Here is a 26006-nt window from a genome sequence, read left to right as displayed (position 1 = left end):
GCGTGATGGGCGTGTCCTAATTCGACGCCGGTTCTCGCCTCAGAAATCTGGCCAGAGGCGCGATGGTGAGCCCTTGCACGATGATCGAGAAGATGACGGCAATGAACGTTGCGGTGAGGATCAGGGGCTTCCACGCGTTGTCTGGCAAGCTGAGTGCGAGAGCAACCGAGATACCCCCCTTGAGCCCACCCCACGTCATGATTGGAACCACCCCACTCGAATATTCTCGAAACGGCTTGATCAATGTGACCGGCAGCGCAACAGCCACAAGGCGTCCGATCAGAGACAGGCCAATCGCGGCGACCCCTGCGGAAATCGTATCGAAGTTCAGCGTGACGACGAAGACTTCGACGCCGATGAGAAGAAACAGAACGGCGTTGAGAACCTCGTCGATGACGGTCCAGAACCCGTTAAGGTATGTCTGGGTCTTCTTCGACATGCCATGTTTGATGCCGATATCTCCGATGAACAGCCCGGCCACCACGGCCATGATCGGACCTGAAACATCAAGCGCCACAGCAAGCTGGTACCCCCCCAAGGCCAGCCCGAGCGAGAGCAGGATTTCGAGGGGATAGTCGTCGATCCGGCGCATCACCCGGTAGACCAGAAATCCAAGGACACCGCCGAGCAGCGCGCCGCCGCCGACTTCCTTCATGAAAAACAGGATGATGCTGATTGGGTCGGCGGCCGCATGCCCGCCGACCGGTTGGAAGGCCAGACCGACCAGCACCAGAAATACCACGTAGCCAACGCCGTCGTTGAACAGCGATTCCCCGATGATCTTGGCCTCAAGCGACTTCGGCAGTTTGGCTTGGCTCATGACGCCCAGCACGGCCACCGGATCGGTTGGCGAGATTAGCGCGCCGAAGACCAGTGCGACCAGCAACGGCATGCCGGTGACCCAATGGAAGCCAAATCCGACGATCGTGACCGAAAGCGCTACTCTCAGTGTCGCCATGACCGCGATCGTCCATGCCTGTTCACGCAGGTCCTCGACGCGGACATGCAGGGCCCCTGCGAACAGCAGCAGGCCCAGCATTCCTTCGAGCAGGGTCCGGGAAAACTCGGCGTCGGCCACGAACCGTCGCATCTCCTCGGCAACGCCTAGATTGGGATTGAACGCGTCCAGTCCGAGGACGCCAAGGGATGCGACAAAGGCAACGATCAGGATGCCGATGGCCGATGGCAATCGAAAAATGATGTGATTAACGGCTCCAAAAGCCCCGGCGAAGACGATCAGTAGTGTTGCGATCTGGAGAGCGTTCATCGAAACCTACGTTTTGCGGCGTGCCGACTTACTGGAAGGCTTGGTTGGGCCATCAGGCTCGGGCCCACACCAGCGTGGGATCGTCAGTTTGTTGTCAAGCCGCCGTCCTGGAAGCCGTCTGTCACCGGGTGTTTCGAACGCATCATTGCCAAGGCCCAACCCGGTCCCGGCATGTGTGTCATCAGACGATCCACTCAGGTCAAAGCCGGGCCGGTCGACCTTGACACCGCTGTAGCCACCCGCATCAGGTTCGTTTTGTGCAGGCGTCTTCTTGATTTTCTTGTTGGCGTCACGCGTCATGCCTTGCGACTTGGGCGCAGACGAAGTGGCTGGTTTTTGGGGATGTTTCATGGAGGTCTCCATTCATGTGCTTGCAGTGTTTCTCCCAGCCCCAAGGGACCGCGCCATGATCGTCTGACCCAAACGCGGCATACGCTAAGTCACGGTCTGCGGACTGAATTCCCTCCGGCGATGATCCGGCGGATCAGTGCTGCAGCGGCGCGGTGCTTTACGACATCAGCTTCGGACCCGACCGCGTTCTCATGGGTTTCAGCTGCATCCTTGAGGACACCCATGATTTCTTTCTCGGGCAAAATCTGTGCGTCATTCAGTGCGAGAAGCAGGGCTTCGCAGATGGTAAGCGCGGCCATTCCTGAATGCATTTGGTCGTCCGTCATGGGGTGTTGACCTTTCCGCCAAGTGCGACGCGGGAGGTACCCGTGCTGCTTGCGAGGCAGACTTGCAAGAAATCTGCTATGCTGTGCTGATGGACATCAGTCCCGGGTGCGATTTCTTTTGCTAGGACTTCGCTGACTGCCGAAGAGGGACATATGATCGAAAACACACCGCTTGTCCGCAAGCTTGGCGCATTCGTCGCCCTGTCGGACCCCGAATTGTCGGTGCTTGCGTCCTTGCACAAGCGCCGCCGTACGTTCGTGGCGGGGCGCGATATTGTCCATCAGGGGCAATCGGATCAGGCCGCCTATATCCTCGCCTCTGGCTGGGCCTGTTCCTACAAGCTTCTTGAGGATGGTCAGCGGCAGATCGTGGATTTCCAGATCCCCGGCGATTTCCTGGGGTTTCGCAGTGTGCTTTTGAAGGTGTCGGATCACAGCATAGAGCCCGTGACGGATATCGAGGTGACGGAAATCCATGTTGCCGACCTTCTGGATGCATTTGCGCAAACGCCCCGGCTGGCCACCGCAGTTCTGTGGGCCGCGTCCCGGGACGAGGCGATGGTGGTCGAGCATCTGGTGGATGTAGGACGCCGCGATGCAGCCGAGCGCATGGCGCATTTCCTGCTGGAGCTTGGTGCGAGGCTTGCCTTGGTCGGACTGGGGAGCAAGGACGGCTATGCCTGTCCGCTGACGCAATACCTTCTGGCTGACGCGCTTGGGCTTAGTGCCGTCCACGTCAACCGGGTGCTGAGGCAGTTGCGCGAAGCGGGAATGGTCACGTTTCGGGACGGGTTCGTCGCGTTCGATGACTATGATCAACTGGCCAAATTCGCCGAGTTTGATCCATCTTACATGGATCAGAAAGGGCCACTACTCCGTTGAAGTCGTGCTGTATTTGCCTGCCATTAGATGCGGCCCAGCAGCATTAGGATGACCACGATGATCAGAACGCTGCCAAGCACACCGGTTCCGGCATGACCGAAGCCATAGCCATAGCCACCAAAGCGTCCGCTGAATCCGCCGAGAAGAAAAATAACAAGAATGATGATCAGGATTGTACCGAGTGACATAGTGCTTTCTCCGTTGGTGGGGCGCTGCTCGCCATGCGGGGAGTCCCGATGGTGACCTGTGCGCCGCGAGGCCGGTCGTTTCAGTTCCCCTCGATGGTCACGCCATGCTCGTTGATCTCGATATCGATGCCGCTTTGGCGTTCCTGATAGTAGAAATAGCCTGCGCCGATGAGGCAGACCGCGAGGACTCCGATCAAGACGAGAAGAAGATTTCGGCTCATTGGAACTGTCCTCGCTGGCACGTTGAGCTCTTGGCAAAGATGGAACATTGATCGCTAGGAAGCCGCGCCGCCGGGACCATTGCCTTCGAATGAGTGGACGCTCGACGCACTGGGGCTCTAGGCGTCACGGATCGTATCCTTGATGCCGCCGACAGCGTTCTGAACCTTGCCCTCGACCTTGTCGACCTGGCCTTCCGCTTCGAGCTTGGCGTCGCCGACCGCCTTGCCGACGGCAACCTTGGCCTTGCCTTTGACGACCTTTGCGGAGCCGATCACCCGATCCTTGTCCATTGCGTATTCCTTTCTGAGGGTAGGTGGTCGCCAAATCCGTTGGGACCGGGATTTATGCTGCGGGCGATGTCCTGCCTTCGCATTGATGACAGTCAGCGCGTGGGCGTGATCACGATTTCGACCCGACGGTTCTGCGCCCTGCCGGCGGCAGTGGCGTTTGTCGTGATCGGCTCGTTGTAGCCGCGACCGGAATAGGCAATCCGCGACGAGGACACGCCGTCCCTGATCAGGATGCGGGCGACGGCCAGAGCGCGATCCCGGCTCAGTTGCATGTTGTAGGCGGCAGAGCCGACGTTGTCGGTATGGCCCACGACACGGACGGTTGAATTCGGATGCGCTTCCAGCGACCGCGCGACCTCGCGCAGGGCGGGCCTGAAACTGGAGGCCACCGTGGAGGACCCTGTCGAGAAGGTTACACCCTCGGGCAGAATAACACGCAACTGGCTGCCGGTGTTGGTGATAACCGCGCCAGTGCCTGCGAGCTGCTGGTTCAACTCGCGTTCCTGTTGGGCGATGTTGGCCCCGATGGCACCTCCGACTGCAGCGCCGATCGCGCCGCCGATGATGGTGGATCGCGTGTTATCCCCAACGGCGTTGCCGATAGCTGCGCCTGTCACACCTCCGATAACCGCGCCGGTTGCAGGTTGGTTCGGCGTACCATTGTTGTAGGTGCAACTGGTCAGTGCGATGATGGTTGCGGCAGAGAGAATTCCAGTAATCTTGATCATGGAACTTGTCCTTTTGGAGAAAGCCTTTTCAGAAAATGACGTGGTGCCTATTTCCGAACCCGGCGATTGAGTCTTTTTCGCCTGTTGTCTCAAGAACCGCACTAACCCTGATCAGCCTATGGAATTGAAACCTGTTGTGTCGTCAAACCTACTCCACGAGATGACTCAGCTTTCCCAATGCGTGGCGGTGATGAAATGATATTCGGCGGCCCGAATTGCCCATGAGCGTCGGCAAAAAGATGACGGGCGACACGCCAAAAAGACCGGCCAGGCGAAAGTTTTTTTAATCAGGTCTTGATGAAATGGTTGTGAGGGTTTGAGTGGGAACTCCTGGATCGGTTCCCCGTGTACGTCTGCCCGGCTTGTTTAGCCGCGCAGACCTGTGCTGTCGTTATGAGAGAGCGTGGTCGCAGCGTCGAGGGACTTGTGTGTGTCGGCGTCGTTCTTGGCTGTGTGGGCCTTCTCGGCCGCCTGGTAATGCTTCAGCGCCGCATCTTTCTTGGGGCCGGAGGGTGCCTTGTCCCACGCGGCTTTCACGGTCTTCATCTTGTCGGCGACGTTCGTGGATTTATTGGTTTCGGGTGTCATTGACTTGTCCTTTCGCGGACGGTCCTTTGGGAGGAAACACGCGGGACGGGGGACAGTCTGCCCCACGTGCCTCTAGCTCACTCGGACTGGTTACACGTTCACCTAATTTCGGGGAACACTGGGGACTATCGCGCCGCCCTCGTTCTCCCACACTGATGTAGGTTGGTCTGGACCTATTATTCCCGGTAGTTGCGGATGCAAGTTCGCAAACCGGCGGAGTTTAGCCGACGTTCGATTGATGATTGCCGAGGCGGCTTCACTCGGCGTTTCGCACTTGTATGGCGTTGAATTGGGAACTTGCACGGAAATGGCAGAGACCGGAAATGTAACCTCAATATCTTTGCCGCCAAGTGCTCTTTGGACGCCGCCGAATTGATCCAGAAGCCCCAGCATTGCTGTATTTTCGCTGTGAACCAAAGCATTGAACTCGGTAACTCCGCCGCGCTTCGCGAATTTCGCCAGCACTCCAAGGAAAAGATTGCCCAGGCCCTGATGTTGATGGCTATCCACAATGGTGACTGCAATTTCAGCAATATGCTTTTGATCGGGCAGCCGTATATATCGAGCGATGCCAATCGGGTTTGGTATTGGTCCATCTATGAGCAAAGCTCCGACCGCGACGTGGTCCGGGTCGTTTGCGGCTGCGAATTTGTCCAGCTCTTTCTCGGAGAGGGTGTTGTGCGCCCCCAGAAACCGAAAATATCGCGCACGATCAGACAAATGCGCGAAACCAATCTCCAACAAATGGCGATCTGACGGTGTCACTTCTCTCACGAGAACGGATACGCCGTTTTTGGGGGTTGTTGGGAAAGGGATGAGTTTCACCGCTTGCCTCGAACGGCTGATACGCCTTGTTGCCCTGCCAAAGTTTCATCTGTCGCGCCTTGCCGCGTCTTGGGCATTTCATCCAGAATGCGTGTCCCGGCACGGCCCTCGATGATGGCGCGGGCATCTGTCAGCTGTCCTATTCCGGCGAGTTTGCCACTGGCGGTTGCAAAGGCCACCGCAGCGGCGACTTTGGGACCCATCGACCCGGGTGGAAGGTCAAGGTTCTCAAGTTTTGCTGGCGTTGTCGTGCCGATAGCGCTCTGACTTGGAGCGCCAAAATCTCGGTAGACGGCTGGTACGTCAGTCAGCAGCAAGAGCGCGTCCGCGTCGAGACCAAGGGCAAGAAGGGCTGACGTTCTGTCCTTGTCGATGACCGCCTCCACGCCCATCATCTCTCCATCCGCGTTACGCATGACGGGGATGCCGCCACCCCCGGCGCAGATCACAATGTGTCCTGCGCCCAGAAGGACCTTGATGGCGTCCAGCCCCACGATCCTGATGGGTAGGGGCGAGGCAACGACACGGCGCTGGCCGCCTGTTGCTTCGGCTATCATCGTCCAGCCATGATCTTTCGCAGCCTGCTGTGCCTCAGCCTTCGTGTAAACAGGGCCAATGGGCTTGCTTGGATTTTCAAAGGCGGGATCTCTCGGATCGACCTCGACCCTGCTCAGCAGGGTGGCGCATTGCGATCCCTCGGGCAGGGCGTTCATCAATTCCTGCTCGATCAGATATCCGATCATGCCCTCGGTTTCGGCGCCCAGCACATCCAGCGGCCAAGGCTTTGCCGGATCATACGCCGCGCCGTGCAGCGCCAGAAGGCCGACCTGTGGCCCGTTGCCATGCGCCACGACAATCTGATGATCGCGGGCCAGGTCTGCCAGCGCCGTTGCAGCGATCCGCACATTCGTGTGCTGCGCTTCGGCCGTCATCGGCTCTCCACGCTGCAAAAGTGCGTTGCCGCCAAGGGCCACGACCAGGCGCATCTCAGCCCCCCATTGTGGCGACGAGGACCGCCTTGATCGTGTGCATCCGGTTCTCTGCCTGATCAAAGACGACGGATGCGGGGGATTCAAAAACCGCGTCGGTCACTTCCATGCAGTCGATTCCGAATTTCTGGAACGTCGTTTCGCCCACTTCTGTGTCACGGTTGTGGAAGGCAGGAAGGCAGTGGAGGAACTTGGCGTAAGCGTTGCCGGTCATCTCCATGACCTTTGTGTCGACCTGATAGGGCGACAGCAGGGCGATCCGCTCCTCCCAGACCTCGTCCGGTTCGCCCATCGAAACCCAGACATCCGTATAGACGAAATCGGCCCCTTCCAATCCTTCGGCATGCTTCTCGGTCAGAGTTATCCGGGCTCCTGTAGATTCCGCGATGGTCCGGCACTGCGTGACGAGGCCCGCGTCAGGCCAACAGCTTCGTGGGCCACACAGGCGGATGTCCATGCCGATCAGGGCGGCGCCCACCATCAGGCTTGAGCCCATGTTGTTGCCTGCATCCCCCATGAAGCAAAAGGCGATGTCAGACAGGTGTTTGTGCGTGAACTCGCGCATGGTCATCAGGTCGGCGAGGATCTGTGTCGGGTGGAAATCATCCGTCAGCCCGTTAAACACCGGCACGCCGGAGAACTCCGCCAACACTTCGGCATCCTTTTGGCCAAAGCCGCGGTATTCGATGCCGTCATAGAACCGGCCCAGCACGCGCGCGGTGTCCTTCATCGTTTCCTTGTGGCCGATATGGCTGCCCGATGGCCCCAGATAGGTGACATGCGCGCCTTGATCGTAGGCGGCTACTTCGAACCCGCTGCGGGTGCGGGTGCTGTCCTTCTCGAAGATCAGGGCAATATTCTTGCCTTGAAGTTTTTGCTGTTCATATCCGCCTGCCTTGGCCATCTTGAGGGAGGCTGCGAGGTGCAACAGGTGCCGAATTTGGTCTGGCGTGAAATCGAGCAGCTTAATGAAACTGCGTCCGCGAAGGTTCTGTGGCATGGGATGTTCCTTAAATGGGGTCGCGGATCAGGGGGCAGGTCATGCAGTGTGATCCACCGCGCCCGCGTCCAAGTTCCGATCCGGGGATGGTGATGACCTCGACACCCGCCTTGCGCAGAAGGGTGTTGGAGTAGACGTTACGCTCGTATCCGACGACGACGCCGGGCTCGAGACACAGCAGGTTGTTGGCGTCATCCCACTGTTCGCGGGCGGATTCGTAGGCATCGCCGCCGGTTGGGACGGTGCGCAGTTTCTTGAGGCCAAGGGCGGCGGCCACGACCTCAAGAAACGGTTTTGTCTCGGCCTCGACCTCGATGTCCTCACCTTTGCCGGGGCGCAAGCTGTAACAACGGATGGCGTCGGTGACTTCGTCAAAGACCGTGACAAGATCGCGGTCGCAGAAGGTAAAGACCGTATCCAGGTGCATTGGCCCGCGCGAGCGAGGAAACTGGCAAGCGATGACACGGGTGGCACCACCTCCGGCGAATAGTCCGCGCGCGACTTGGCCCACGGCCTGCGGTGTTGTACGTTCACCCATGCCGACCAGTACGGTGCCGTTTCCGATGGGCATGACATCCCCGCCTTCGACCGTCGCCGGGCCGTGATCCTGCATCGGGTCGCCCCACCAGACGGGAAAACCCGCGTCCTTGAAGTCTGGGTGGAATCGATAGATTGCGGCAAGGTTCAACGTTTCCAGTCGTCGCGCGGGCCAGTGCATCGGGTTGAGAGTGACGCCACCGTAGATCCAGCAGGTCGTGTCGCGGGTGAAGAGGTGGTTAGGCAGCGGCGCGAGGATGAAATCTGCTGGCTCCAGCATGGGGGCCAACACAACCTTGTCCGGGATCGGCAGTTCGGCCCGGCTCATTCCACCTATCAGAATGGTCGACAACAGATCGGCGTCGACCTCCATCAGGTGGGCCATGAGGTCATCCGCCAGACCGACGCCGACAGTATTGTCGTTGATCCGAGCCTCCAGCAGCCAGCGGCGAGCGTCCATGTCTTTCAGCGTTTCCATCAGCAACTGGCGCAGATAAACCACTTCGACCCCGCGATTGCGCATCGCATCGGTAAAGGTCATATGGTCAATCCGCGCTTGCTTGACCCACATCACATCATCGAACAGCAGCTCGGCGCAGTTGGCAGGTGTGAGCCGCGCCATGGCGGCACCGGGCTTGTGAACCAGAACGCGCCGCAGTTTGCCCGCCTCGGAATGGACGCCGTAGGTGATGCTCATGTCTGGGTTCCTTGCAAAAGAACACCAAGGCTGAGGGCGGCCATGACAATGATCGTGAGACCCAAAAGTACCGGCCAGACAAAGCGCAACCAGCGTTCATAGGGCACCCGTCCTATGGCGAGGCCACCCATCACAACCGCAGAGGTGGGAGTGACCAGATTGACCACGCCTTCTGCCGACTGAAACGCGGTCACCACAAGGCTGCGAGAGACCCCGGCAAAGTCGCCGACGGGGGCAAGGATGGGCATGGACAGGACCGCGAGGCCAGAGGTCGAGGGCACGAAGAACGACAAGACAACCTGAATCCAGTACATCACATTGATGAAGACAACCTCATTGAGGCCCGCGACGGTGCCTTCGGCCCAATGCAGGACCGTATCGGTGATATGGCCCGCGTCCATGATCACGACGATGCCGCGCGCAAGCCCGATGATCAGCGCCACGCCTAGCAGGTCGCGCGCGCCACCGACGAAGGCGTCGACCAGTCCCTTTTCGCCCAGCCGTCCTATTAACCCGATGGCGATACCGGCGAAGAGGAACAGCCCGCTCATTTCGGCCATCCACCAGCCGCCCAAGGACACGCCCCAGATCATCACCGCAAAGGTCGCGCCGAAGAGAAGCAGGACGATCTTGTGCAAACCCGTAAAGTCGCTCGCAGCGGCCTCGGTCGTGCTCAGGAAATGCGTTTCGTTCTCGGCCTTTCTGTCAAAGACCAGCGACTGCGACGGGTCGGCCTTCACCCGAGCGGCATACCGCATGACGTAAGTGACGGCCGCGGCGAAGGTCAGCGCAAGCAGGACCAGCCGCAGCATCAGCCCGTCAGTGAAGGGCACTCCGGCGGCGTCCGAAGCGATCACGGTCGAAAAGGCGTTCACGGTCGAGCCGAGCACACCGACTCCGGCGCCCAAAAGGATCACCGCAACAGCCGTCAGCGCGTCATAGCCCGCCGCGATCATCACCGGCGTCAGGATGACGTAGAAGGCCAGCGTTTCCTCGTCCATGCCATAGGTCGAGCCGCCTGCCGCAAACAGCGCCATGAGGATCGGGATCATCCATTTCTCCCGCCCCTTGAGCCGGGCCATCGCACGCTTGATGCCCGCATCGATTGCTCCAGTGGCCGTCACCACACCGATGAACCCGCCGATTATTAGGACGAAGAGCGCGACGTCGATGGCATTGGCAGAGTAGCTGCCCGGATCGTAGAATCCTGCGATGGGGGCCAGGATGACGTCGAAGAAGCCCTGGCGATTGGCGTCTGTGGGCGCGTAGGTTCCCGCCACCGGAACGTCTTTGCCAAGCGCCTCGGACGCCGCCCGCTCATACTGACCGGCAGGGATCACCCAGGTCAGGCCAGCGATGATCACGATCAGCGCGAACAGGATGGTATAAGCAGAAGGGAAGTGGAAGCGGGACGCAGTTTCTGTAACGGGCGGGGTGGGGGTTTCCATCGACGTCGTCCTTTGCCAGCAGGGGCCGCGAAAAATCAACTGCGGCCTTCGTGACAAGCCTACTTGACGATGGCAGCAGGCAGACTGACAGAGGTTAGTGGGGCGTGTCTTGTGGACGAGTATGCAATGCGGACCAAAGCTGTCGGCCCGTGCAAGATTTCGAGTGGCGCCATTTTTTGACCGGTGAGTATGGTTGGTGGGCTATGGTCAAAATGCGTACATGTATTTGGTGAAAAGGCGGGAATACACCATGACGCAGTCCTTTGAGCGCCTCGTGGAGCAGCAAATCCAGAAGGCCATTGCGGAAGGCAAGCTGCGCGGCCTCGAAGGTGAGGGCAAACCGCTGCCCGACCGCTCGGGCGAGGCCTTTGTCGACATGGCAACCGCAGTGGCCGCCCGCATCATGGCCGAAGCAGGCGCACTGCCCGAGGAATTCAAAATCAAGAAGCTGCTGGACGCGGCGCAGCAAAGCTACAGAGAGGCCGAAAGTGAGGAGGCCAAACGCGTTGCTATGGCGCTTATCGCCGATCTCGAAATGCGCTACAACATAGCCGTCGAAGCACGGCGACGGTTCATGGGGCCTTAGAAGAACACGATCCCGCGTCTGTTGTGCTGTATTCGATAGAATGGGCGCAAACCAGACAATCCCGCCTTCAGGCTCATTCTTTGCGCGCAGGATCAACCGGCGTTTGCTGGTGTACCAGACGCAGCCATGTGCCCTCATCGTTCAGGTAGGTCGAGGTGCAGAGCGCCTCATAGATCGGCTCTTCGCCCCGTTCGGCGGAAACGCGATACGCGAGGACGGCAAGGTTCTTCTCGCGAGACAAATACCGCTCGCTCATCACAATTGACCGCCATCGCTGGGCGACGTCTTTTTCCCTCCAGAGCGCGTCGCCCTGGAGAATACCGGCAGGCAAGGGCAAGACGAAGACAGCACCCTTTGCACTCATGTGTCGCGCACTGTCGGCGCCTTGTGTCCAGAAGCGTTCTTCCAGGTCCCAGAGCGTGTCATTCGCTATCATGGCGGGCTCCTTTCCAGCGGTGGTGTTGGGATAAGCAGCTCATGTCACTGGCCTTGAGCGAGCATAGTGATCCAGATGAAAATCAACGCTGTCGCGACGATCCAGGGGAACCAAGGCTTTCGCAGCGGGATGACAAGTTTTGGTATCGCACTCTCCGAATCCGAACTTGCCGACTTCGCCTGCTTGGGAAGAAAGGCAAGAAGCTTCAAAGCGATCCTGCCGCGATCCGAAACCTGAGTCGACACGTCATGGAACTTGCCAATCAGCGCCTCTAGCCTCTGCTGCGCAGCGCGTCGTGGCAATTTGGAAAGATCCGCCGCCTCGGTCCAAGGGTCTACACCCAGCCGAGCCAGCATCGATAGAACCGTGACAGAAAGACCTTGGTGGTCCTCTCCGAGCGGCGCGTAAAGAAAAGCCTCGTATTGCGGGTCCTGTCGGAGTTGTTCGGGGGCATAGGCCATGGTGGGATCCTTGCTGGTGCTGTTTTCCTGGCCGCAATTGGCCGTAGGTGACGCACCTGTTGAACCGAAGCTGGCGACGACCAAGCTTTCGCCAGTCCAAACATGGCTCAAACTTTGCGCCCACGCGCTGACCCAGATCAGTCAGGGCCAAAACACCCCGGCAACATTGTTATTGAAAGAAGCTACCTTGCGTCGCGCGCGGACGCCGTGCCGGTCCCCAATTCGATGATTTCGGCTGTGATCGCTTCCTGTCGTACCTGGCTCAGCGTCGCCTCGAATTCGCCCAGCTCGCGCGTGATCTGGCTGCCTGCGGCGGACATGGCCTCCATGCGCGCCTCGTTCTCTGCGGCAAAGGCATGCAGTGCCGCCTTGCACACCAGGGCATGGAGATATTCCCCGCTGAGACTGCTGATCAGGGCGTCCGTTGGAAGCTGGGTCAGCGGACGTGTCGCCTCGGGCGGTGGCAGGGCCGACAGATCGACCGGCAGCAAACCCTGCCGGAGGACTTGAGGTTGCCCGGACGCCCATCCGGCATGGATCATATCCATACGCTCAAAACGACCCTCGCCCAGGGCGCGGTAGATCGCCTTGGTAATCTGATCGGCCAGTTTCGGGATGCCCGGCGTGTCCGAGGGCATCGGCGCAGACCAGACCGGATCGAGCCCACGCGCGGCAGCGATGGACAGGCCGCGGGTGCCGATCAGAAACAAGCTGGTGTCGGGCAGGTCGCCTTCGATGCTGTCCAGAACGCGTTCGCTGAAGGTTCCTGCGAAGCCCTGTTCGGCGCAGAACACCAAAAGACCAATTCTGCGGTCGGCTTGGCTTTCTGAGATATTGGCCGATGATGCGGGACTCGTGGGGCCAAGTGCATCGGATATGGCGGCGGCAATGGTGGCGGCATAGCTGTCGACGGCTTTGATCGCGGTGCGTGCGGTGTTGGCGCGCGCCGCGGCGATGCCCTTCATCGCGTTTACCACGGCCCCCAACTGGCGAATGCCGTCGATCCGGGCGCTGACATCGGCCAGTCGTTCGGTCATGTCGCTGGCTCCGCATCGCCAAGCTGCGTCGCAAGGCGGGTCATCGCGGCCATCAGGGCGGCCCGGGCCGTCTCATTCAGCTCCCCGGTCCCGGAAAGGACGCGCAACGCATCGGCGGCGTCCCGGTCAAGGATATCCGGCAGTTCATCCCGAAAGGCGGCAACAGCATCAAGTGACAGGGGGTCCAGCAGTCCCGACTGCACGGCGAGCAGGATCGCCACCTCATCTGCCAGGCGAAGGGGTGCATTCTGCGGCTGACGCAGGATTGCGCGGATCCTTTTCCCGCGTCTGAGTTGGTCGCGGACCCGACCTTCGGGCATGCCCCCGAACCGGGTAAACACCTCGAGTTCCAGAAACTGCGCATAGTCGAGCCGAAGCGTGCCGGCCGCCTCGCGCAGCACAGGCGCCTGGGTCTTGCCGCCCACACGGCTGACGCTTAGTCCCACATCCACAGCCGGTTTCTGCCCCTGATGGAACAGATCGGCATCCAGCACGATCTGCCCGTCGGTGATCGAAATCAGGTTGGTCGGAATATAGGCCGACAGGTTTCCAGCATCGGTTTCCGCAATCGGCAAGGCGGTTAAGGACCCGCCGCCACGCGCCTTTGACAGCTTGGCCGCCCGTTCAAGCAGGCGGGCGTGGATGTAGAATACGTCCCCCGGATAGGCCTCGCGCCCCGGAGATTGCCGGGTCAGGAGGGCGATTTCGCGGTGTGTGGCGGCGTGTTTGGAAAGGTCGTCGATCACCACAAGGGCGTGCCCGCCCTGGTCGCGGAAATACTCCGCCATCGTGACGCCCGCATAGGGTGCTATCCATTGCAGCCCCGGCGCAGAGGCGGAGCCGGCGACCATCACGATGCAGCGCGCGAAATTCCCATGCGCCTTCAGCGCGTCGATGGCGCGGCGCACGCTGGAGGTCTTTTGCCCCACCGCGACGTAGACGCAGATCATGTCGCTGTGCGCCTGCGCGATCATCGCGTCGGTGGCCAGCGTGGTTTTGCCGGTGGAATCGTCGCCGACGATCAATTCGCGCTGACCCCGGCCAAGCGCGAACAGCGTGTCCATCACGAGTATCCCGGTTTGCACCGGCTGGGTCACCAGATCGCGTTCGATGATCGACGGCGCCGGGCGCTCGATCGGCCACCGGTCCTCGGCCTCGATCACACCCTTTCCGTCAAGCGGGCGACCAAGTGGGTCGACAATGCGTCCGAGCAACGACTCTCCCACAGGCACGCTCACGACTTCGCCCGTGCCGAAGACGGCGTCGCCTGCCTCGACCTTGGTCGCGGCGTCAATGAATACGCAGCCAATCAGATCGGGGTCCAGAACCCGTGCGAACCCGAATTGGCCGCCCTCGAACCGCAGAACCTCGTCCAACCGCACATCGCGCAAGCCCGAGATCATCGCCACACCGTCCCCGATCTCTTCGACGCGGCCTCTGTGTTCGGGTCGCGGACCAAGACTTGCGCGACGCACTGCGACCCGTGCGTTGGTCAGCCAGTCCTTGGCATCAGGCCGCATCCTTCATCTCCTTCAGGAGTTTTTCGAGGTCTGCGCGCCAACTATTGTGCAGCACGAAATGCGCGCCGCGCAGTTCCACTCCGGCGATCAGATCAGGATCGGTGACGAACCGCAGCTTGGGCGCGCCGCCCAAAGCGTCAATGACGGTCTTTTCTATCATTGTTCTTTCAGCGTCCTCTGGGTCGGTCGCGGTGACGATCTCGATATCGGCATCGGAGGCGACCAGCGCCTTGCGGTCCGACGATGACATCCCCGCGATGGCTTTGACCAGCAGATCAAGAAATGTGGCTTCAATGGCGGGTGTTTTGAACCTCTCCAAGAGCTTGGTAGCAATCTCCACCGAAAGAGCGGAGGCTTGCGCGGCGGTTTCCTGGCGCGCGGCGTCAGTATCTCGGTTGATGGTGACTTGCGCGGCGGCCACTAAAGACTTGGCCTTGGTCCGCGCCTCTGACAAAGCGGCTTTTGCGGTGGTGTCTGCAGTTGCCTTTGCCTCGGCCAGAATGGCTTCGCGTTCGGCCGCGATGCCTGCGCGGGCCTCAACCACTTCTGCAAGCGCCGCATCGGCTTTCGCTTGTGCTGTCTTGCCTTCATCCAACATGGCTTGCGCCGCTTCCTGCCGCCGGGTGATGGCCCCGGCAACCGGACGCCAGAACACGCGGCTGAGCAACCAGACGAGGATCAGAACGTTGATGGCTTGAAGACCCAGTCCCCACCAATCGAGGGTCATGCGCTCATGCCAGTAGCGGGTTGGCGAAGAGCAGCAGGAGCGCGATCACCAGACAATAGATTGCCGTCGTCTCGATCATCGCAAGCCCAACGAACAGCGTGCGCGAAATCGTATTTGCAGCGTCAGGCTGTCGGGCAATGGCGTCCATCGCGGCGGCGACGGCGCGCCCTTCGGCAAGGGCGGGACCTATTGCGCCAAAGGCGACCGCAAAGGCGGCGCAGAAAATGCTGGCAATGGCAGCGTAGTCCATCATGTATCCTTTTTCTTTTGGGACAGATCGGTTTTGGGTGCGCCGTCCTCGACCGCAGAGGTAATGAACACCATCGCCAGCACTGCGAAGATGTAGGCCTGCACCAGCCCGGTCAGCAGATCGAGCGCCATCAGCGGGATCGGCACCAGCAGGCCCGCCAGCGAGGCGACGATGCCGATGACGAACACGCCGCTCATCACGTTGCCGAACAGACGGACGAACATGGAAAAGACCCGCGTCAGGCTTTGCAGGATGTTTAGCGGGATCATCACCGGGTTTGGTGCGGCAAAGGATTTCAGCCAGCCACCAACGCCGCCTGCGCGTATCCCGAACCAGATCACGGACAGGAACACCAGAACGGCGAGGGCGGCATCGGTTTCAAGCTGTGCGGTCGGAGGGTCGATCCCCGGCACAAGCGAGGACCAATTCGCTACAAGAATGAAGAGAAAGAGCGTGCCAATGAACCCGCGATAGGGTGCGGGCGCAGCACCCGTCGTCTCGGTGATCTGGGTGTCGAGCGTGGCGACCATCAGTTCCAGCGCCGCCTGCCGCCGGGTTGGTCTGAGGTCTAAGCGGCGGGTTAGGGCATAGGCCCCGATCACCAGTATTGCCATGATCGCCCATGTCGTGACGATGGCTTGTGTGATCGGAACCGGTCCGATCTGGAACAGAACGGTGGAGTTGAGCGGAGAGTTCATGTTTGGATCTCCTGCATCCTGCGGAGCATGATCCACTTGGCGCAGAGGAGTCCCGCAAGGGCCGCCAACAGGGCAAGGCCGCCTGCGAGAACGGCGATGAAGAAGCCAGTGGCCAGAAGCGAGATGCGCGCGAGGGTCAGGGCGATCGCCCTGAGCGGTTTGTCTCCGCCCACGATCAGGTTGGCGGTCTCGCGAAGCGCACGGAAATAGCCCCATCCGATGAAGAGCCCGCCCAGAAAGCAGATCGGAAGAAGGACGATGAGCGGGAGAGTGGAGGGATCGGTCATCGTGCGTTCATCCATTTCCAAGCGGTCCAGCCGCCTATGCAAAGCCCAAGCAGCATCATCGGGGCGCTCCAGAAGATGCCCGTCTCGAATTGCGCATCGAGCCAGCGTCCGAAGAACAGGCCCGCCAGTGTCGGCACCACAAGGATCCAGCCCAGCACGCCGATCTGCGCCAGACGCCTCCCGACGGACATGTCACCTTCGCGCAGCCACTGTTCGCGCCGGCTGCGATGCTTGCGGATTTCCTCGACGAGAGGATCGGTCTCTGGGGGCTCAGAGGGGTCTTCGGTCACCGGAACTTTCCCGTGTCTGCGCCCCGACGCAACCCGCTGATCATCTGGCGGATGGCGTTCATCTGCAGGCGCATCGTCTCGACATGCTCAACCCGTTCTTCGTCCGCGTCGGTCTGAAACCGGGTCAGAACCTCCGCGTCCAGCGTGGCCAGATCGTCGCCCGCCACTGCCTCGCGGGTGGCGATCGTGACACTGCTGCCGCCGGTCACGGTCAGCACCCCACCGCGCAAGGCGCAGAACCGCTCGAAACCGGCGGTCTTCCAACTGAGGATGGAGACCGAGAGCGCTGTCAGGAATGCGGCGTGGCCGGGCCGAATGCCGAAGCTGCCGCTGGCGTCCTGAGCCCGCAAGCTTTCGGCATCTTCGTCCACAGCGACGGACAGGGGAGTCACGATCCGCACTCTCATGCCGCTTCCTCGGCGTCGGTGGCGGCGTTGGCATTTGCGACCGCCTCTTTCTGTCTTGCGTCCTCCAGCGTTCCGATCATGTAGAGAGAGCTTTCGGACCACGCGTCGGCGTCGCCGTCCAGAATGGCGCGGCACCCCGAGAGGGTCTCGGTAAGGGGCACGCTCGCACCCGGTGTGCCGGTAAAGGCCTCGGTCACCATGAAGGGCTGGGTCAGGAACCGTTGCAACCGGCGTGCGCGTTTGACGATCAATCGGTCGGCAGTGCCCAATTCCTCCACCCCAAGCAGCGAAATGATGTCGGTCAACTCGCGGAACCTGGCCAGCGTTTGACGGACAGCTTCGGCAGTCTGGTAATGTGCGTCACCGACAACCAGCGGATCGAGCAGCATCGATGACGACCCCAGCGGGTCAATCGCCGGATAGAACCCTTCGGAGGCCTGGGCGCGGGACAACATGATCACGCAATCCATGTGCCCGGAAATCGTGGTCACAGCGGGGTCAGTGAAATCGTCGGCAGGCACGTAGACCGCTTGAATCGCGGTCACGGCAGAGCCTGCCACAGAGGCAATACGCTCTTGCAGGCCCGCCACCTCGGTCGCCAGCGTTGGTTGATAGCCGACGCGCGAGGGCAGGCGGCCTAGCAAGCTGGAAACCTCGGCTCCGGCTTGAACAAAACGGAACACGTTATCCATCAAAAGAAGGACGTTCTTGTGCTTCTGGTCGCGGAAGTATTCCGAAATCGTCAAGGCTGTGAGCGGAGCCCGCCAGCGCGCTCCGGGTGGCTCGTTCATCTGACCGTAGACCAGCACGGTGCGCTCCAGCACGCCCGAGTCCTGCATTTCGGTCAGCAGCTCATGCCCCTCGCGCGATCTCTCACCGACGCCCGCGAAGACGGAGATACCTTCATAATTCTCGACCATGGCGCGGATCAGTTCCATCACCAGAACGGTCTTGCCCACGCCCGCGCCGCCGAACATCGCGGCCTTGCCGCCCTGCGCCATCGGCGTCAGCAGGTCGATCACCTTGATCCCCGTCTCGAACACATCGGTGGCGCCAGTCTGGGATGTCAGAAGCGGCGGCAGGGCGTGGATCGACCGTCGCGGCGTATCGTCAGGAAGGGCAGGCCCGTCGTCCTGCACGTTACCCACGACATCCAGAAGCCTTCCAAGAACGGCTTCGCCCACGGGCACGGTCACCGGCACGCCGCTGGCCTGCACCGGCACGCCACGGGCAAGGCCGGCGGTGGATTGGAACGCCACCGCACGGACGGTTTTCTGATTGAGGTGGCTGTGGACTTCGAGAATGAGGGCAGTCGGCCGGTCCCATGCCACCACCAGTGCAGAATTGATTGACGGCAGGTCAGGCCCGGCAAAGACAACATCTACAACCGCTCCTCTGACGGCATGCACAACACCGTGGATAGGCAAGTCGCAATCATCCACCTGTGCGCCGTTCCCGACCCGGGTAGGGTCCATCTTCGGTGTCGGATCTGAGCGTTTGGGTGTCAAACGGGGCCTCTTTGCTTTCCTGTCGCGGGCAACCAGCCAAAAACGGCAGCCTGCGGGGAACACTTTTGAGAAGCATAGAACTCTGCGCGACGGTGGGCGCTAACCTGCATCAATGCGACCAACACGGTCGTTTGCCACACAGGGCGTATGCGCCGCTCCGGCTTTGGTCAGCCCGAACAGATCAATGCGGAAGATGGCGTTCAGACACAAAACGCATAAGCATAGGATCGCAAAGATGACCAAGCGCACTCAGCAGACCAAGGCACCTGCGCGAGACGCGCCGCGGGTCCAGCTTCCCGCTAAGATCGCCACTGCATCACAGCAGCAAGCCGAGTCAACAAAGACCCATCCACACGAAAACCTTGATCGCGCCTCACGGGCAGCGGTCGCCTACATGTCGGCCGGCGTGTCCCCCCATGCGTTCATCGAAGCCTGGAGCGATTGGGCACAGCATCTGGCCCAGGCACCGGGCCGCCAGCTTGAGTTGGCCGAGCGCGCGCAGGAAAATATGACAAGGCTGTTGGGGCAGTCGCTTTCGCCAAACAGCGACGCGCAATCGGCCTTTGTGCCAAAGGCCTACGATCATCGTTTCCGGCATCCCGGATGGGAAAAGCCGCCGTTCAGAAACATGCAGCAGGGGTTTCTCGCGGTGCAGGACTGGTGGGATTATGCAACCGACCATCTGCGCGGATTGCGCCCCGAGGACGCAGAAAGGACCCGTTTCATGGCGCGTCAGATGCTTGACCTGTTGTCGCCGTCCAATTTTCCCGCCCTAAATCCCGAGATCATCGAGGAAACGCGCAAGAGCAGCGGCAAAAATCTGGCTGAGGGTGCGCACAACTTCATACATGATTTTGTAAGCACCGTTGCTCAGGTCCATGAACCCGCACCAGAGGGCTTTCAGATCGGCAAGGATCTGGCCTGCACACCGGGCGAGGTGGTGTTCCGCAATGATCTTTTCGAGTTGATCCAGTATGCGCCTCAGACCGATAAGGTGCAGGCCGAGCCGATCCTGATCGTTCCGGCCTGGATCATGAAGTACTACATTCTTGATCTCTCGCCGCACAATTCCATGGTCAAATACCTTGTGGATCAGGGGTTTACCGTCTTCATGATCTCGTGGTGCAACCCGACCGCCGATCAAGCGGACCTGTCGCTGGAGGACTACCGCGAACGCGGCGTGATCGCGGCTCTCGATGCGGTGAATGCCATCGTGCCGGAGCGCAAAGTTCATGCGGTCGGCTATTGCTTGGGCGGCACAATCCTCGCGATTGCGGCGGCCACAATGGCGCGTGACAACGACGAACGGCTTGCGTCAATCTCGCTCATGGCAGCACAGGTCGACTTTGCCGAGGCGGGCGAGTTGCTGTTGTTTCTGGACGAAAGCCAGATCGCATTCCTTGAGGACATGATGTGGGAGAAGGGCTATCTTGACCGACCCCAAATGGCGCGCGCCTTTTCGGCTATCAGGTCGGAGGATCTTATCTATTCCCGTGCCGTGCGGCGCTATTATCTTGGGAAAGAGGAACTGCCGACCGATATGGGTGTCTGGGTGTCCGACACGACCCGGATGCCTGCCCGAATGCATTCTGAATATCTGCGTGGCTTATTCCTCGAAAACCGGCTGACGGCAGGCCGGTTTGCCATCAACGGACGGGTGATCGCGCTCAAGGACATCTCGGCTCCGATATTCGCGGTGGGCACAGAAACTGACCATATCGCGCCGTGGAAGTCCGTCTACAAAACCCAACTGTTTACCGACAGCGATATGACATTTGTCCTGACAAGCGGGGGCCACAACAGCGGGATCATCAACGAGCCAAAGCTGGCGCGCGGTCACCATCGGATGTCGCGTCGGACGGCTGGGGCGTTTTACGTGGGTCCCGAAGCGTGGGTCGCGCAAAATACGCCGCAACCGGGCTCATGGTGGCCCGCGTGGACGAGCTGGCTGGAAGAGAAAAGCAGCGGTGTTGTGCCTGCACCTTCCATCGGTGCGCCAGACAGGGGCTTGGTCCCGATCGTAGCGGCGCCTGGCACCTACGTTCACCAAACCTGATCCCAAGCCCGCTTTTGGCGGTGGTAGGTCGCCTCGAGTGGCCGCGTCATCGGGCCATGAAGCGAAGCGGCGCGATTCATGACGCCTGTGGTGAGGACGCTCGACCAAAGGCGGATTATGGCCAACCGCACCGCAACGAAATGAAACGCATCATGCTGCTAACGCCGATCAGTGCGGTGAAGATTTATCTGCGGCACACAGGGTCATGTCTTCGAACCAGACGATGAAATGAACGGAGAGGCACCATGATCGGATATGTTGCGAATATCGAAGAACTGACGGACGAGAACACCGACTTTCGGCACGTTCTTTATTCTGGGACCAAGTTGCAATTGGTTTTGATGTCGCTTGAGCCTGGGACGGAAATCGGTGGTGAGATACACGCTGACACGGACCAGTTCTTTCGCATCGAAGAGGGCAAGGGGATGGTCGTGATCGACGGCGTGACGCACAAGGTCAAGGCTGGCGACGGTATCGTCGTGCCCGCGGGTGCGCATCACAATGTGATCTGCACAGGGCATAAGGCGCTCAAGCTGTACACCGTTTACGGGCCGCCGCATCACGAGGACCAGCTGGTTCAAAAGACCAAGGCCGAGGCTGATGCATCCGACGAGGGTTTCTTAGGAACAGCCACCGAGCAGGCGGCAGAGGTGGTCCGGGTTTCGGCCCAAACATGATGTGCGATGCAAAAAAGCCGCTCTCGGACACCAGGTTCGACGGCACAACACCACAATCTCGAACAACCAAAGGAAATCAAAATGTCACTTGATAGCAAGACGAACCCGCAACCCACCGCCGCAACCGATATCGAGGCGGTCAGTCGTCAATTGGTCGCCCTTCGGCAGGATATGTCGCGTCTCACAGAGACTGTCAGCGCGATCGCGGGACGGCGAAGCAGCCACATGGCAGCGGACATCGCGGAAGGCTTTGACGAAGCGAAGCATTATGCAGAAAGCAAGGGCCGCTCTGCAGAGGCGCAACTGGAGATGTCCGTTGCATCTCACCCTTTTATGACAATTGGCCTCGCCGCGGGCGCGGGTTTTCTGGTTGGCACCCTTTCGCGGCGGTGATGGGTATTGTCGATGACGTCGTGCACAGCATTGGTCGCAGCGTCCGAAAAGACGCGCGACACTTGTTGGTGCCGACCCTGCTGGCTCTGGCCGGAGTGCTGGCCGGAGCCGCAGGAGTGGCGTTCCTGACGGTCTCGGCGCATCTCATGCTCAGTGTTGTCGTAGGGCAAGCTTCTGCGTCGTTCTTGATCGGCCTCGGATTGACAGTTTTGGCTGCGGTCTTTCTGGTCCTCGCCGGAAATCGTTTTACGAAAAAGACACTGACTGACCCGCCGGTGTCCCAACCGGCGGCACCTGCAATCGGTGAAACCGACCTTGCCTCTCAGATTGCATTCACCGCAGCATTTGTCATCGCCCGAAACCTAGGCAAGGGCAGGCAAGATTGAAAGCGACCGCTTTGACACAGGTTAGCGCGCAGCGATGCAACCTGTGCATCCTCTCCTGAACATTTCCATTTTCAGGAGAGCCATCATGACATTTGATTTCGACGACAAGACAGCCATCGTGACCGGTGCCGCGTCGGGCATCGGTGCCGCAATAGCGCATGATCTGGCACGTTATGGGGCCAGAGTGGTCTTGGCGGATATGGACGAAGCGGGGATGTCCGCCGTGGCCGAGCAGATCAAGGCGTCCGGTGGCACCGCCTTCACCCACAAGACCGACACAAGTGTCGCCGCTGATGTGGAGGCCCTTGTAGCGTTCGCTGTGGCGCAGACGGATGGATTGCACCTTCTTGTTAACAATGCCGGTATTGGCGGTCCGGCGCATCCGGTTGGAGAATACCCTCTGGATGGCTGGCAACAGGTCATCGACGTCAACCTGACCGGCGTGTTTCATGGCATGCGCTTTGGCCTTCCTGAAATGGTCAATGCAGGCGGCGGCGCGATCGTCAATATGGCGTCTATCCTTGGGTCAGTCGGTTTTGCGACTGCCGGAGCCTATGTCGCTGCCAAACATGGGGTCGTCGGCCTGACAAAGGTTGCCGCTATCGAATATGCCAAAGCCGGGGTTCGGGTAAACGCGGTCGGTCCGGGATTCATCGCGACGCCGCTTTTGGAAAAGCACCTGGATGAAGCCGCACTCGACGGCATCGCCGCCCTGCACCCGGTCGGACGTCTTGGTGAGGCCGCGGAGGTGTCGGCGCTGACCTGTTTCCTGCTTTCGGATCATGCCAGCTTTATCACCGGAAGCTACCATCTTGTCGATGGAGGCTATACCGCGCAGTAGGCGGTCAGTCATCCAAGCCTACCCTGTTACAACCCCATCGCCCACCACGATCTGGCGCCGACAGAAACCTGCAATCTTTTCGTCATGGGTCGAGATCAGGAACGTCGTGCCTTCCTCACGGTTGATCTGCTCGATCAGGTCCATCACCTGATTTGCTGAGGCGCGGTCGAGGTTGCCGGTCGGCTCGTCCGCCAGCACCAGTTCCGGACTGTTCATCAAGGCGCGTGCAACAGCGACCCGCTGTTTTTGCCCACCCGATAGGTTGGCTGAAGGGAAATCGATCCGGTCGGCCAGCCCCATGCGGGACAGCAATTCTCGGCCACGCGCACGGGCGGCGGGCGTCTCGCGCCCATCACGTACAGCGGTGGGGAAAATAACGTTTTCCAGCGCAGTGAAATCCGGCAGAAGGTTGTGGAACTGGAAAACGAAGCCGATATGGGCATTGCGAAAGTCGGTCAACGCTTTGTCATCTGCGGCGATCATGTCCTGACCGAGCATTTCGTAACTGCCGGACGTGGGCTTCATCAATGTGCCAAGGATCGTCAGGAGTGTGCTTTTGCCTGAACCGGACGGACCCAGAAGCGCTGCCATTTCACCCGCCTCAAGGCACAACGACAGGCCGCGCAGCACCCGTGTTGCCGCTTCTCCCGTCCCGTATGTCTTGAACAGGTCGTGGACCTCGAGAAGCGCGCTCATTGGCCGATCGCCGTGACCGGATCGACCCGTGCGGCTGAACGTGCAGGCAGGATCGAGGCCAGGATCGCGCCGATCACCGTGAGTGTGATGGCCAGACCATAGGATCCTTGTGTGATGTCCATCGGCAGGGTTCCCGGCTGGAACGCGTCACGCGAGGGAAAGGGCAGCAGTGCGAGATATCCCAGCGCTGCGCCCGTGACGCCGCCCATCAGTCCGATCAGCGCCCCTTGCGTAACAAAGACAAAGATCACAAACCCGCGTCCTGCCCCCATCGCCCGCATGATCCCGATCTCGGGGCGACGGCGATAGGTGGAGAGCAGAAGCGCTGAGGCGACTCCGATCACGATGGTGATAAGCGCGAATGTCTTGAGGAAATACCCGGTCTGGGCTTGAGCATTCAGCGCCTCCATCAATTGTTCAGCCCCGTCCGTCCAAGGCGTGGCATCAAGCCCCGTCAAGGCGCGTATACGCTGAGCAGTGGCGTCGGCGGCATTCAGATCGTTCAGCTTGATCTCGATCCGCGTGACGCCTTGCGGCATGGAAAACAATGTTCGAGCGGTCGAAAGACTGACAAACGCACGTGCGCCGTCCATCCCACCATTGCCGGTCTTGAATATGCCGCTGAGGGTCAGCGTTGACGTGACGCCATTCGAACTTTGGAGCCGAAGTGACTGACCGACCGACAGCGCAAGATCATCGGCCAAGTCACGTCCAAGAACGATCAGCCCTGAGCCGAGCCGCACATCTCCCGCAACCATGTAGCCTGCCAGATCAAGGATCGCGGATTCGCGCCCCGGCTCGACCCCGGTCACGCTAACCTGAGAAACCTGCGCGCCGCGGGTGAGAAACCCGGCACCAGTGATCTGTGGTGAGACGGCGCGCACGCCAGGAACGGCCTCGATCAGTGGCAACCACGTGGCGGCCTCGGCCAGATTTGCCGCGCGTGCGCGACTCCGTTCGGCGACGACCAGCACATGTCCTTCTGGCGAGATCAGCACGGCCGGGTCGGCAGTTTCCGCTTCTATGGTGATATGTGAAATGTCACCTACGGTGCGCGAAAGGATGAATTCGGCCAAGCCGCCTATTAGGGCTGACATAAAGATGAAGATGAACACGCCTACCGCGACACCTGACACCAGAAGGGCGGTCTGGGCCTTGTTGGCCGTGAGGTAACGGGTCGCAATCTTGAGCGCGTAAAGCATCAGGGTTTATCCACGGCGACCAACTGACCGTCCGAGATGCCTGTTGCATCGAAGATCACGGCGTTGCCTTCCTCCAGCCCCGCCGTTGCAATCAATCGTGCTGCGGGCCATTCGACAACCGTCACGGGGTTCAGCCGTGCCACGCCGTCTACAACCACGAAAACTGCGTCACCATTCACCAAGGCGGTGCGCGGCACGGTCAGCGCCGCATCGCGCTGGTCCACGATGATATTCGTAGTAACGGTCAGGCCGACCGGTGCCGCAACCGGGGCATCAAAGCTGATCTTGATCGCAAGCCCACCGGTCGCTTCATCCACGCGGTTTGATACGAAGCTGACATGTCCCTGGTGCGTTCCGGTGTTACCGGCCAGTTGCAGCACGGCGGGCTGGCCTGCGGCGATCTGGGTCGCATAGGCCTCGTCGACATCGGCCTCGACCAGTATCTCGCTCAGATCGGCGAGGGTGAGCAGGCGGCTGGTGGGGCCAACGATCTGCCCCTCTTCGGCGTCCAGTTCAAGAACGGTTCCGGCGACGGGGGCACGGATCGTATAATCCTCCAGAACGATTTGCGCCTGATCCAGAGCGGCCGTGAGGCGGGCGACCTCCTGTGTTGACGACTGGACGGCGTAGGCGTTCGCCTCCAGTTCAGATCTGGGAATGTTGTTCCCCAGTGTGGCCGCGCGCTCATAGATTTCGGTTGCCTGCTGCTGCGCCACGAGAGCGGCGTCCAATGCGGCCATGGCCTGCCGGACAGTGGCATTCTGCGCCGCCGCGTCGACTTGCGCCAGGATCTGGTTTTTCTCCACGATGTCGCCCTCTGCAACCTGAAGCCCCACCAGGTTGCCAGGCACAACGGATCTTACATCGACGGATCGAAGTGCCGCGATCCGGCCGTTGACCGCAAGCACACGCGTAACCGGGGCGAGAGCCGCGATCTCAACCGCGACCGCTGTTGGCCGCGCCATCCAGAACTGGGACCAGACGAAGCCAGCGAGTGCCAGGCCCAGCAGCCCGGCAGCGCCCCAAAGCCAGAGTCGACGCTTTGTGGCAGGCTTGGGCGCGACCGGACGCAAAGCTGGAACAAGGGGCGCGGATACCGGCTTGTCTTGCGACAGGGAGATCCTTTCGCCCTTTGTTTGTTTGTTTGTTTTTTTCGCCTCCAAGCCTGCTCCTTCCGAAAGGTCTTTGCGCACTGGTGAGTCGAATTCTT

34 protein-coding genes are annotated in these 26006 nt (G+C 60.4%); 7 read left to right on the top strand and 27 right to left on the bottom strand.

All coding sequences use genetic code 11. The annotated features are described in order from the left end of the window. Window positions 1-16: 16 nt before the first annotated feature. The 3 genes from ACMVPR_RS08245 to ACMVPR_RS08235 all read right to left on the bottom strand — a co-directional run bounded on the left by ACMVPR_RS08245 (window position 17) and on the right by ACMVPR_RS08235 (window position 1944). Window positions 17-1267: a cation:proton antiporter gene (locus tag ACMVPR_RS08245; RefSeq protein ID WP_416882443.1), complete on the bottom strand. Its 1251-nt coding sequence runs from the start codon at window positions 1265-1267 to the stop codon at window positions 17-19. A gap of 6 nt (window positions 1268-1273) precedes the next feature. Continuing rightward, a complete protein-coding gene (locus ACMVPR_RS08240) occupies window positions 1274-1618 on the bottom strand; it encodes a hypothetical protein (RefSeq protein ID WP_416882442.1) in 345 nt (114 codons plus the stop codon). An 89-nt stretch (window positions 1619-1707) separates the two neighbouring features. Continuing rightward, entirely contained in the window at window positions 1708-1944 is a 237-nt protein-coding gene (locus tag ACMVPR_RS08235; protein ID WP_416882441.1) for a hypothetical protein, read from the bottom strand. Window positions 1945-2097: 153 nt separating this feature from the next. Here ACMVPR_RS08235 and ACMVPR_RS08230 point away from each other — a divergent pair, with 153 nt between their 5' ends. After that, window positions 2098-2826, top strand: a complete 729-nt coding sequence (locus tag ACMVPR_RS08230; protein ID WP_416882440.1) for a Crp/Fnr family transcriptional regulator — start codon at window positions 2098-2100, stop codon at window positions 2824-2826. Window positions 2827-2849: 23 nt separating this feature from the next. Here the strand turns inward: ACMVPR_RS08230 and ACMVPR_RS08225 are convergent, their stop codons facing one another. The 10 genes from ACMVPR_RS08225 to ACMVPR_RS08180 form a co-directional block, all read right to left on the bottom strand. Further along, window positions 2850-3014, bottom strand: coding sequence for a DUF3309 family protein (locus tag ACMVPR_RS08225; RefSeq protein WP_416882439.1), 165 nt, complete (start codon window positions 3012-3014; stop codon window positions 2850-2852). A gap of 80 nt (window positions 3015-3094) precedes the next feature. Continuing rightward, window positions 3095-3235 (bottom strand): hypothetical protein, encoded by a 141-nt coding sequence (locus ACMVPR_RS08220; protein WP_165617216.1) that lies wholly within the window; start codon window positions 3233-3235, stop codon window positions 3095-3097. 117 nt (window positions 3236-3352) lie between these two features. Then, entirely contained in the window at window positions 3353-3526 is a 174-nt protein-coding gene (locus ACMVPR_RS08215; RefSeq protein ID WP_416882438.1) for a CsbD family protein, read from the bottom strand. A gap of 92 nt (window positions 3527-3618) precedes the next feature. Further along, window positions 3619-4254, bottom strand: coding sequence for an OmpA family protein (locus ACMVPR_RS08210; protein WP_416882437.1), 636 nt, complete (start codon window positions 4252-4254; stop codon window positions 3619-3621). A gap of 366 nt (window positions 4255-4620) precedes the next feature. Continuing rightward, window positions 4621-4842 (bottom strand): hypothetical protein, encoded by a 222-nt coding sequence (locus tag ACMVPR_RS08205; RefSeq protein WP_416882436.1) that lies wholly within the window; start codon window positions 4840-4842, stop codon window positions 4621-4623. A 102-nt stretch (window positions 4843-4944) separates the two neighbouring features. Next, complete coding sequence (locus ACMVPR_RS08200) at window positions 4945-5667, bottom strand: GNAT family N-acetyltransferase (protein ID WP_416882435.1); 723 nt, start codon at window positions 5665-5667, stop codon at window positions 4945-4947. Continuing rightward, window positions 5664-6653 carry a carbamate kinase gene (arcC, locus tag ACMVPR_RS08195; RefSeq protein WP_416882434.1) on the bottom strand — a complete coding sequence of 330 codons (990 nt, stop codon included), beginning with the start codon at window positions 6651-6653 and terminating at the stop codon, window positions 5664-5666. Before arcC ends, ACMVPR_RS08200 begins: the two co-directional genes overlap by 4 nt. 1 nt (window position 6654) lies before the next feature. Beyond that, window positions 6655-7656, bottom strand: coding sequence for an ornithine carbamoyltransferase (argF, locus tag ACMVPR_RS08190; RefSeq protein ID WP_416882433.1), 1002 nt, complete (start codon window positions 7654-7656; stop codon window positions 6655-6657). Between the two features lie 10 nt (window positions 7657-7666). Then, window positions 7667-8890, bottom strand: coding sequence for an arginine deiminase (locus tag ACMVPR_RS08185; RefSeq protein WP_416882432.1), 1224 nt, complete (start codon window positions 8888-8890; stop codon window positions 7667-7669). Beyond that, window positions 8887-10338 carry a YfcC family protein gene (locus ACMVPR_RS08180; protein ID WP_416882431.1) on the bottom strand — a complete coding sequence of 484 codons (1452 nt, stop codon included), beginning with the start codon at window positions 10336-10338 and terminating at the stop codon, window positions 8887-8889. Before ACMVPR_RS08180 ends, ACMVPR_RS08185 begins: the two co-directional genes overlap by 4 nt. A 250-nt stretch (window positions 10339-10588) precedes the next feature. Here ACMVPR_RS08180 and ACMVPR_RS08175 point away from each other — a divergent pair, with 250 nt between their 5' ends. Next, window positions 10589-10924: a DUF1992 domain-containing protein gene (locus ACMVPR_RS08175; RefSeq protein WP_416882430.1), complete on the top strand. Its 336-nt coding sequence runs from the start codon at window positions 10589-10591 to the stop codon at window positions 10922-10924. A 73-nt stretch (window positions 10925-10997) separates the two neighbouring features. Here ACMVPR_RS08175 and ACMVPR_RS08170 read toward each other — a convergent pair whose 3' ends face one another. The 11 genes from ACMVPR_RS08170 to atpD form a co-directional block, all read right to left on the bottom strand. Further along, window positions 10998-11360, bottom strand: a complete 363-nt coding sequence (locus tag ACMVPR_RS08170; RefSeq protein WP_416882429.1) for a hypothetical protein — start codon at window positions 11358-11360, stop codon at window positions 10998-11000. 44 nt (window positions 11361-11404) lie between these two features. Beyond that, entirely contained in the window at window positions 11405-11821 is a 417-nt protein-coding gene (locus ACMVPR_RS08165; protein ID WP_416882428.1) for a hypothetical protein, read from the bottom strand. Window positions 11822-12003: 182 nt separating this feature from the next. Continuing rightward, a complete protein-coding gene (locus ACMVPR_RS08160; RefSeq protein WP_416882427.1) occupies window positions 12004-12858 on the bottom strand; it encodes a F0F1 ATP synthase subunit gamma in 855 nt (284 codons plus the stop codon). Then, window positions 12855-14378, bottom strand: a complete 1524-nt coding sequence (locus ACMVPR_RS08155; RefSeq protein WP_416882426.1) for a F0F1 ATP synthase subunit alpha — start codon at window positions 14376-14378, stop codon at window positions 12855-12857. Before ACMVPR_RS08155 ends, ACMVPR_RS08160 begins: the two co-directional genes overlap by 4 nt. Beyond that, the gene (locus tag ACMVPR_RS08150; RefSeq protein ID WP_416882425.1) at window positions 14368-15105 is read right to left on the bottom strand and encodes a F0F1 ATP synthase subunit delta; all 738 of its coding nucleotides are present in this window, start codon (window positions 15103-15105) and stop codon (window positions 14368-14370) included. Before ACMVPR_RS08150 ends, ACMVPR_RS08155 begins: the two co-directional genes overlap by 11 nt. 4 nt (window positions 15106-15109) lie before the next feature. Next, window positions 15110-15358 (bottom strand): F0F1 ATP synthase subunit C, encoded by a 249-nt coding sequence (locus tag ACMVPR_RS08145; protein ID WP_416882424.1) that lies wholly within the window; start codon window positions 15356-15358, stop codon window positions 15110-15112. Then, a complete protein-coding gene (locus tag ACMVPR_RS08140; protein WP_416882423.1) occupies window positions 15355-16053 on the bottom strand; it encodes a F0F1 ATP synthase subunit A in 699 nt (232 codons plus the stop codon). Before ACMVPR_RS08140 ends, ACMVPR_RS08145 begins: the two co-directional genes overlap by 4 nt. Then, entirely contained in the window at window positions 16050-16340 is a 291-nt protein-coding gene (locus ACMVPR_RS08135; protein WP_416882422.1) for an ATP synthase subunit I, read from the bottom strand. The genes ACMVPR_RS08140 and ACMVPR_RS08135 overlap by 4 nt, the downstream gene beginning before the upstream one ends. Continuing rightward, complete coding sequence (locus ACMVPR_RS08130) at window positions 16337-16630, bottom strand: AtpZ/AtpI family protein (protein ID WP_416882421.1); 294 nt, start codon at window positions 16628-16630, stop codon at window positions 16337-16339. The genes ACMVPR_RS08135 and ACMVPR_RS08130 overlap by 4 nt, the downstream gene beginning before the upstream one ends. Beyond that, window positions 16627-17037 carry a F0F1 ATP synthase subunit epsilon gene (locus tag ACMVPR_RS08125; RefSeq protein ID WP_416882420.1) on the bottom strand — a complete coding sequence of 137 codons (411 nt, stop codon included), beginning with the start codon at window positions 17035-17037 and terminating at the stop codon, window positions 16627-16629. The genes ACMVPR_RS08130 and ACMVPR_RS08125 overlap by 4 nt, the downstream gene beginning before the upstream one ends. Then, a complete protein-coding gene (gene atpD, locus ACMVPR_RS08120; protein ID WP_416882419.1) occupies window positions 17034-18512 on the bottom strand; it encodes a F0F1 ATP synthase subunit beta in 1479 nt (492 codons plus the stop codon). Before atpD ends, ACMVPR_RS08125 begins: the two co-directional genes overlap by 4 nt. A gap of 268 nt (window positions 18513-18780) precedes the next feature. On the opposite strand from atpD, the gene ACMVPR_RS08115 reads away from it, so the two are divergent. From ACMVPR_RS08115 to ACMVPR_RS08095, 5 genes are all read left to right on the top strand, one after another. Continuing rightward, window positions 18781-20601, top strand: coding sequence for a PHA/PHB synthase family protein (locus ACMVPR_RS08115; protein WP_416882418.1), 1821 nt, complete (start codon window positions 18781-18783; stop codon window positions 20599-20601). 245 nt (window positions 20602-20846) lie between these two features. After that, complete coding sequence (locus tag ACMVPR_RS08110; RefSeq protein ID WP_416882417.1) at window positions 20847-21278, top strand: cupin domain-containing protein; 432 nt, start codon at window positions 20847-20849, stop codon at window positions 21276-21278. A 6-nt stretch (window positions 21279-21284) separates the two neighbouring features. After that, window positions 21285-21671: a hypothetical protein gene (locus ACMVPR_RS08105; protein WP_416882416.1), complete on the top strand. Its 387-nt coding sequence runs from the start codon at window positions 21285-21287 to the stop codon at window positions 21669-21671. Window positions 21672-21787: 116 nt separating this feature from the next. After that, window positions 21788-22057, top strand: a complete 270-nt coding sequence (locus ACMVPR_RS08100; protein WP_416882415.1) for a hypothetical protein — start codon at window positions 21788-21790, stop codon at window positions 22055-22057. An 85-nt stretch (window positions 22058-22142) separates the two neighbouring features. Then, on the top strand, window positions 22143-22898 hold the full coding sequence (locus tag ACMVPR_RS08095; RefSeq protein ID WP_416882414.1) for an SDR family NAD(P)-dependent oxidoreductase: 756 nt from the start codon (window positions 22143-22145) through the stop codon (window positions 22896-22898). Window positions 22899-22916: 18 nt separating this feature from the next. On the opposite strand, the gene ACMVPR_RS08090 is transcribed toward ACMVPR_RS08095, so the two are convergent. Genes ACMVPR_RS08090 through ACMVPR_RS08080 form a run of 3 tightly spaced genes read right to left on the bottom strand, consistent with a single transcriptional unit; the run spans window position 22917 to window position 25869 of the window. Next, a complete protein-coding gene (locus tag ACMVPR_RS08090) occupies window positions 22917-23594 on the bottom strand; it encodes an ABC transporter ATP-binding protein (RefSeq protein WP_416882413.1) in 678 nt (225 codons plus the stop codon). Beyond that, window positions 23591-24796: an ABC transporter permease gene (locus ACMVPR_RS08085; protein WP_416882412.1), complete on the bottom strand. Its 1206-nt coding sequence runs from the start codon at window positions 24794-24796 to the stop codon at window positions 23591-23593. The genes ACMVPR_RS08090 and ACMVPR_RS08085 overlap by 4 nt, the downstream gene beginning before the upstream one ends. Further along, window positions 24796-25869, bottom strand: coding sequence for an efflux RND transporter periplasmic adaptor subunit (locus ACMVPR_RS08080; protein ID WP_416882411.1), 1074 nt, complete (start codon window positions 25867-25869; stop codon window positions 24796-24798). Before ACMVPR_RS08080 ends, ACMVPR_RS08085 begins: the two co-directional genes overlap by 1 nt. Window positions 25870-26006: the final 137 nt, after the last annotated feature.

It is taken from the genome of Marivita sp. (assembly GCF_048006345.1).
Lineage (GTDB): Bacteria > Pseudomonadota > Alphaproteobacteria > Rhodobacterales > Rhodobacteraceae > Marivita.
Note: the sequence above shows the minus strand (reverse complement) of the source record. Positions and strands in the feature narration are given on the sequence as shown.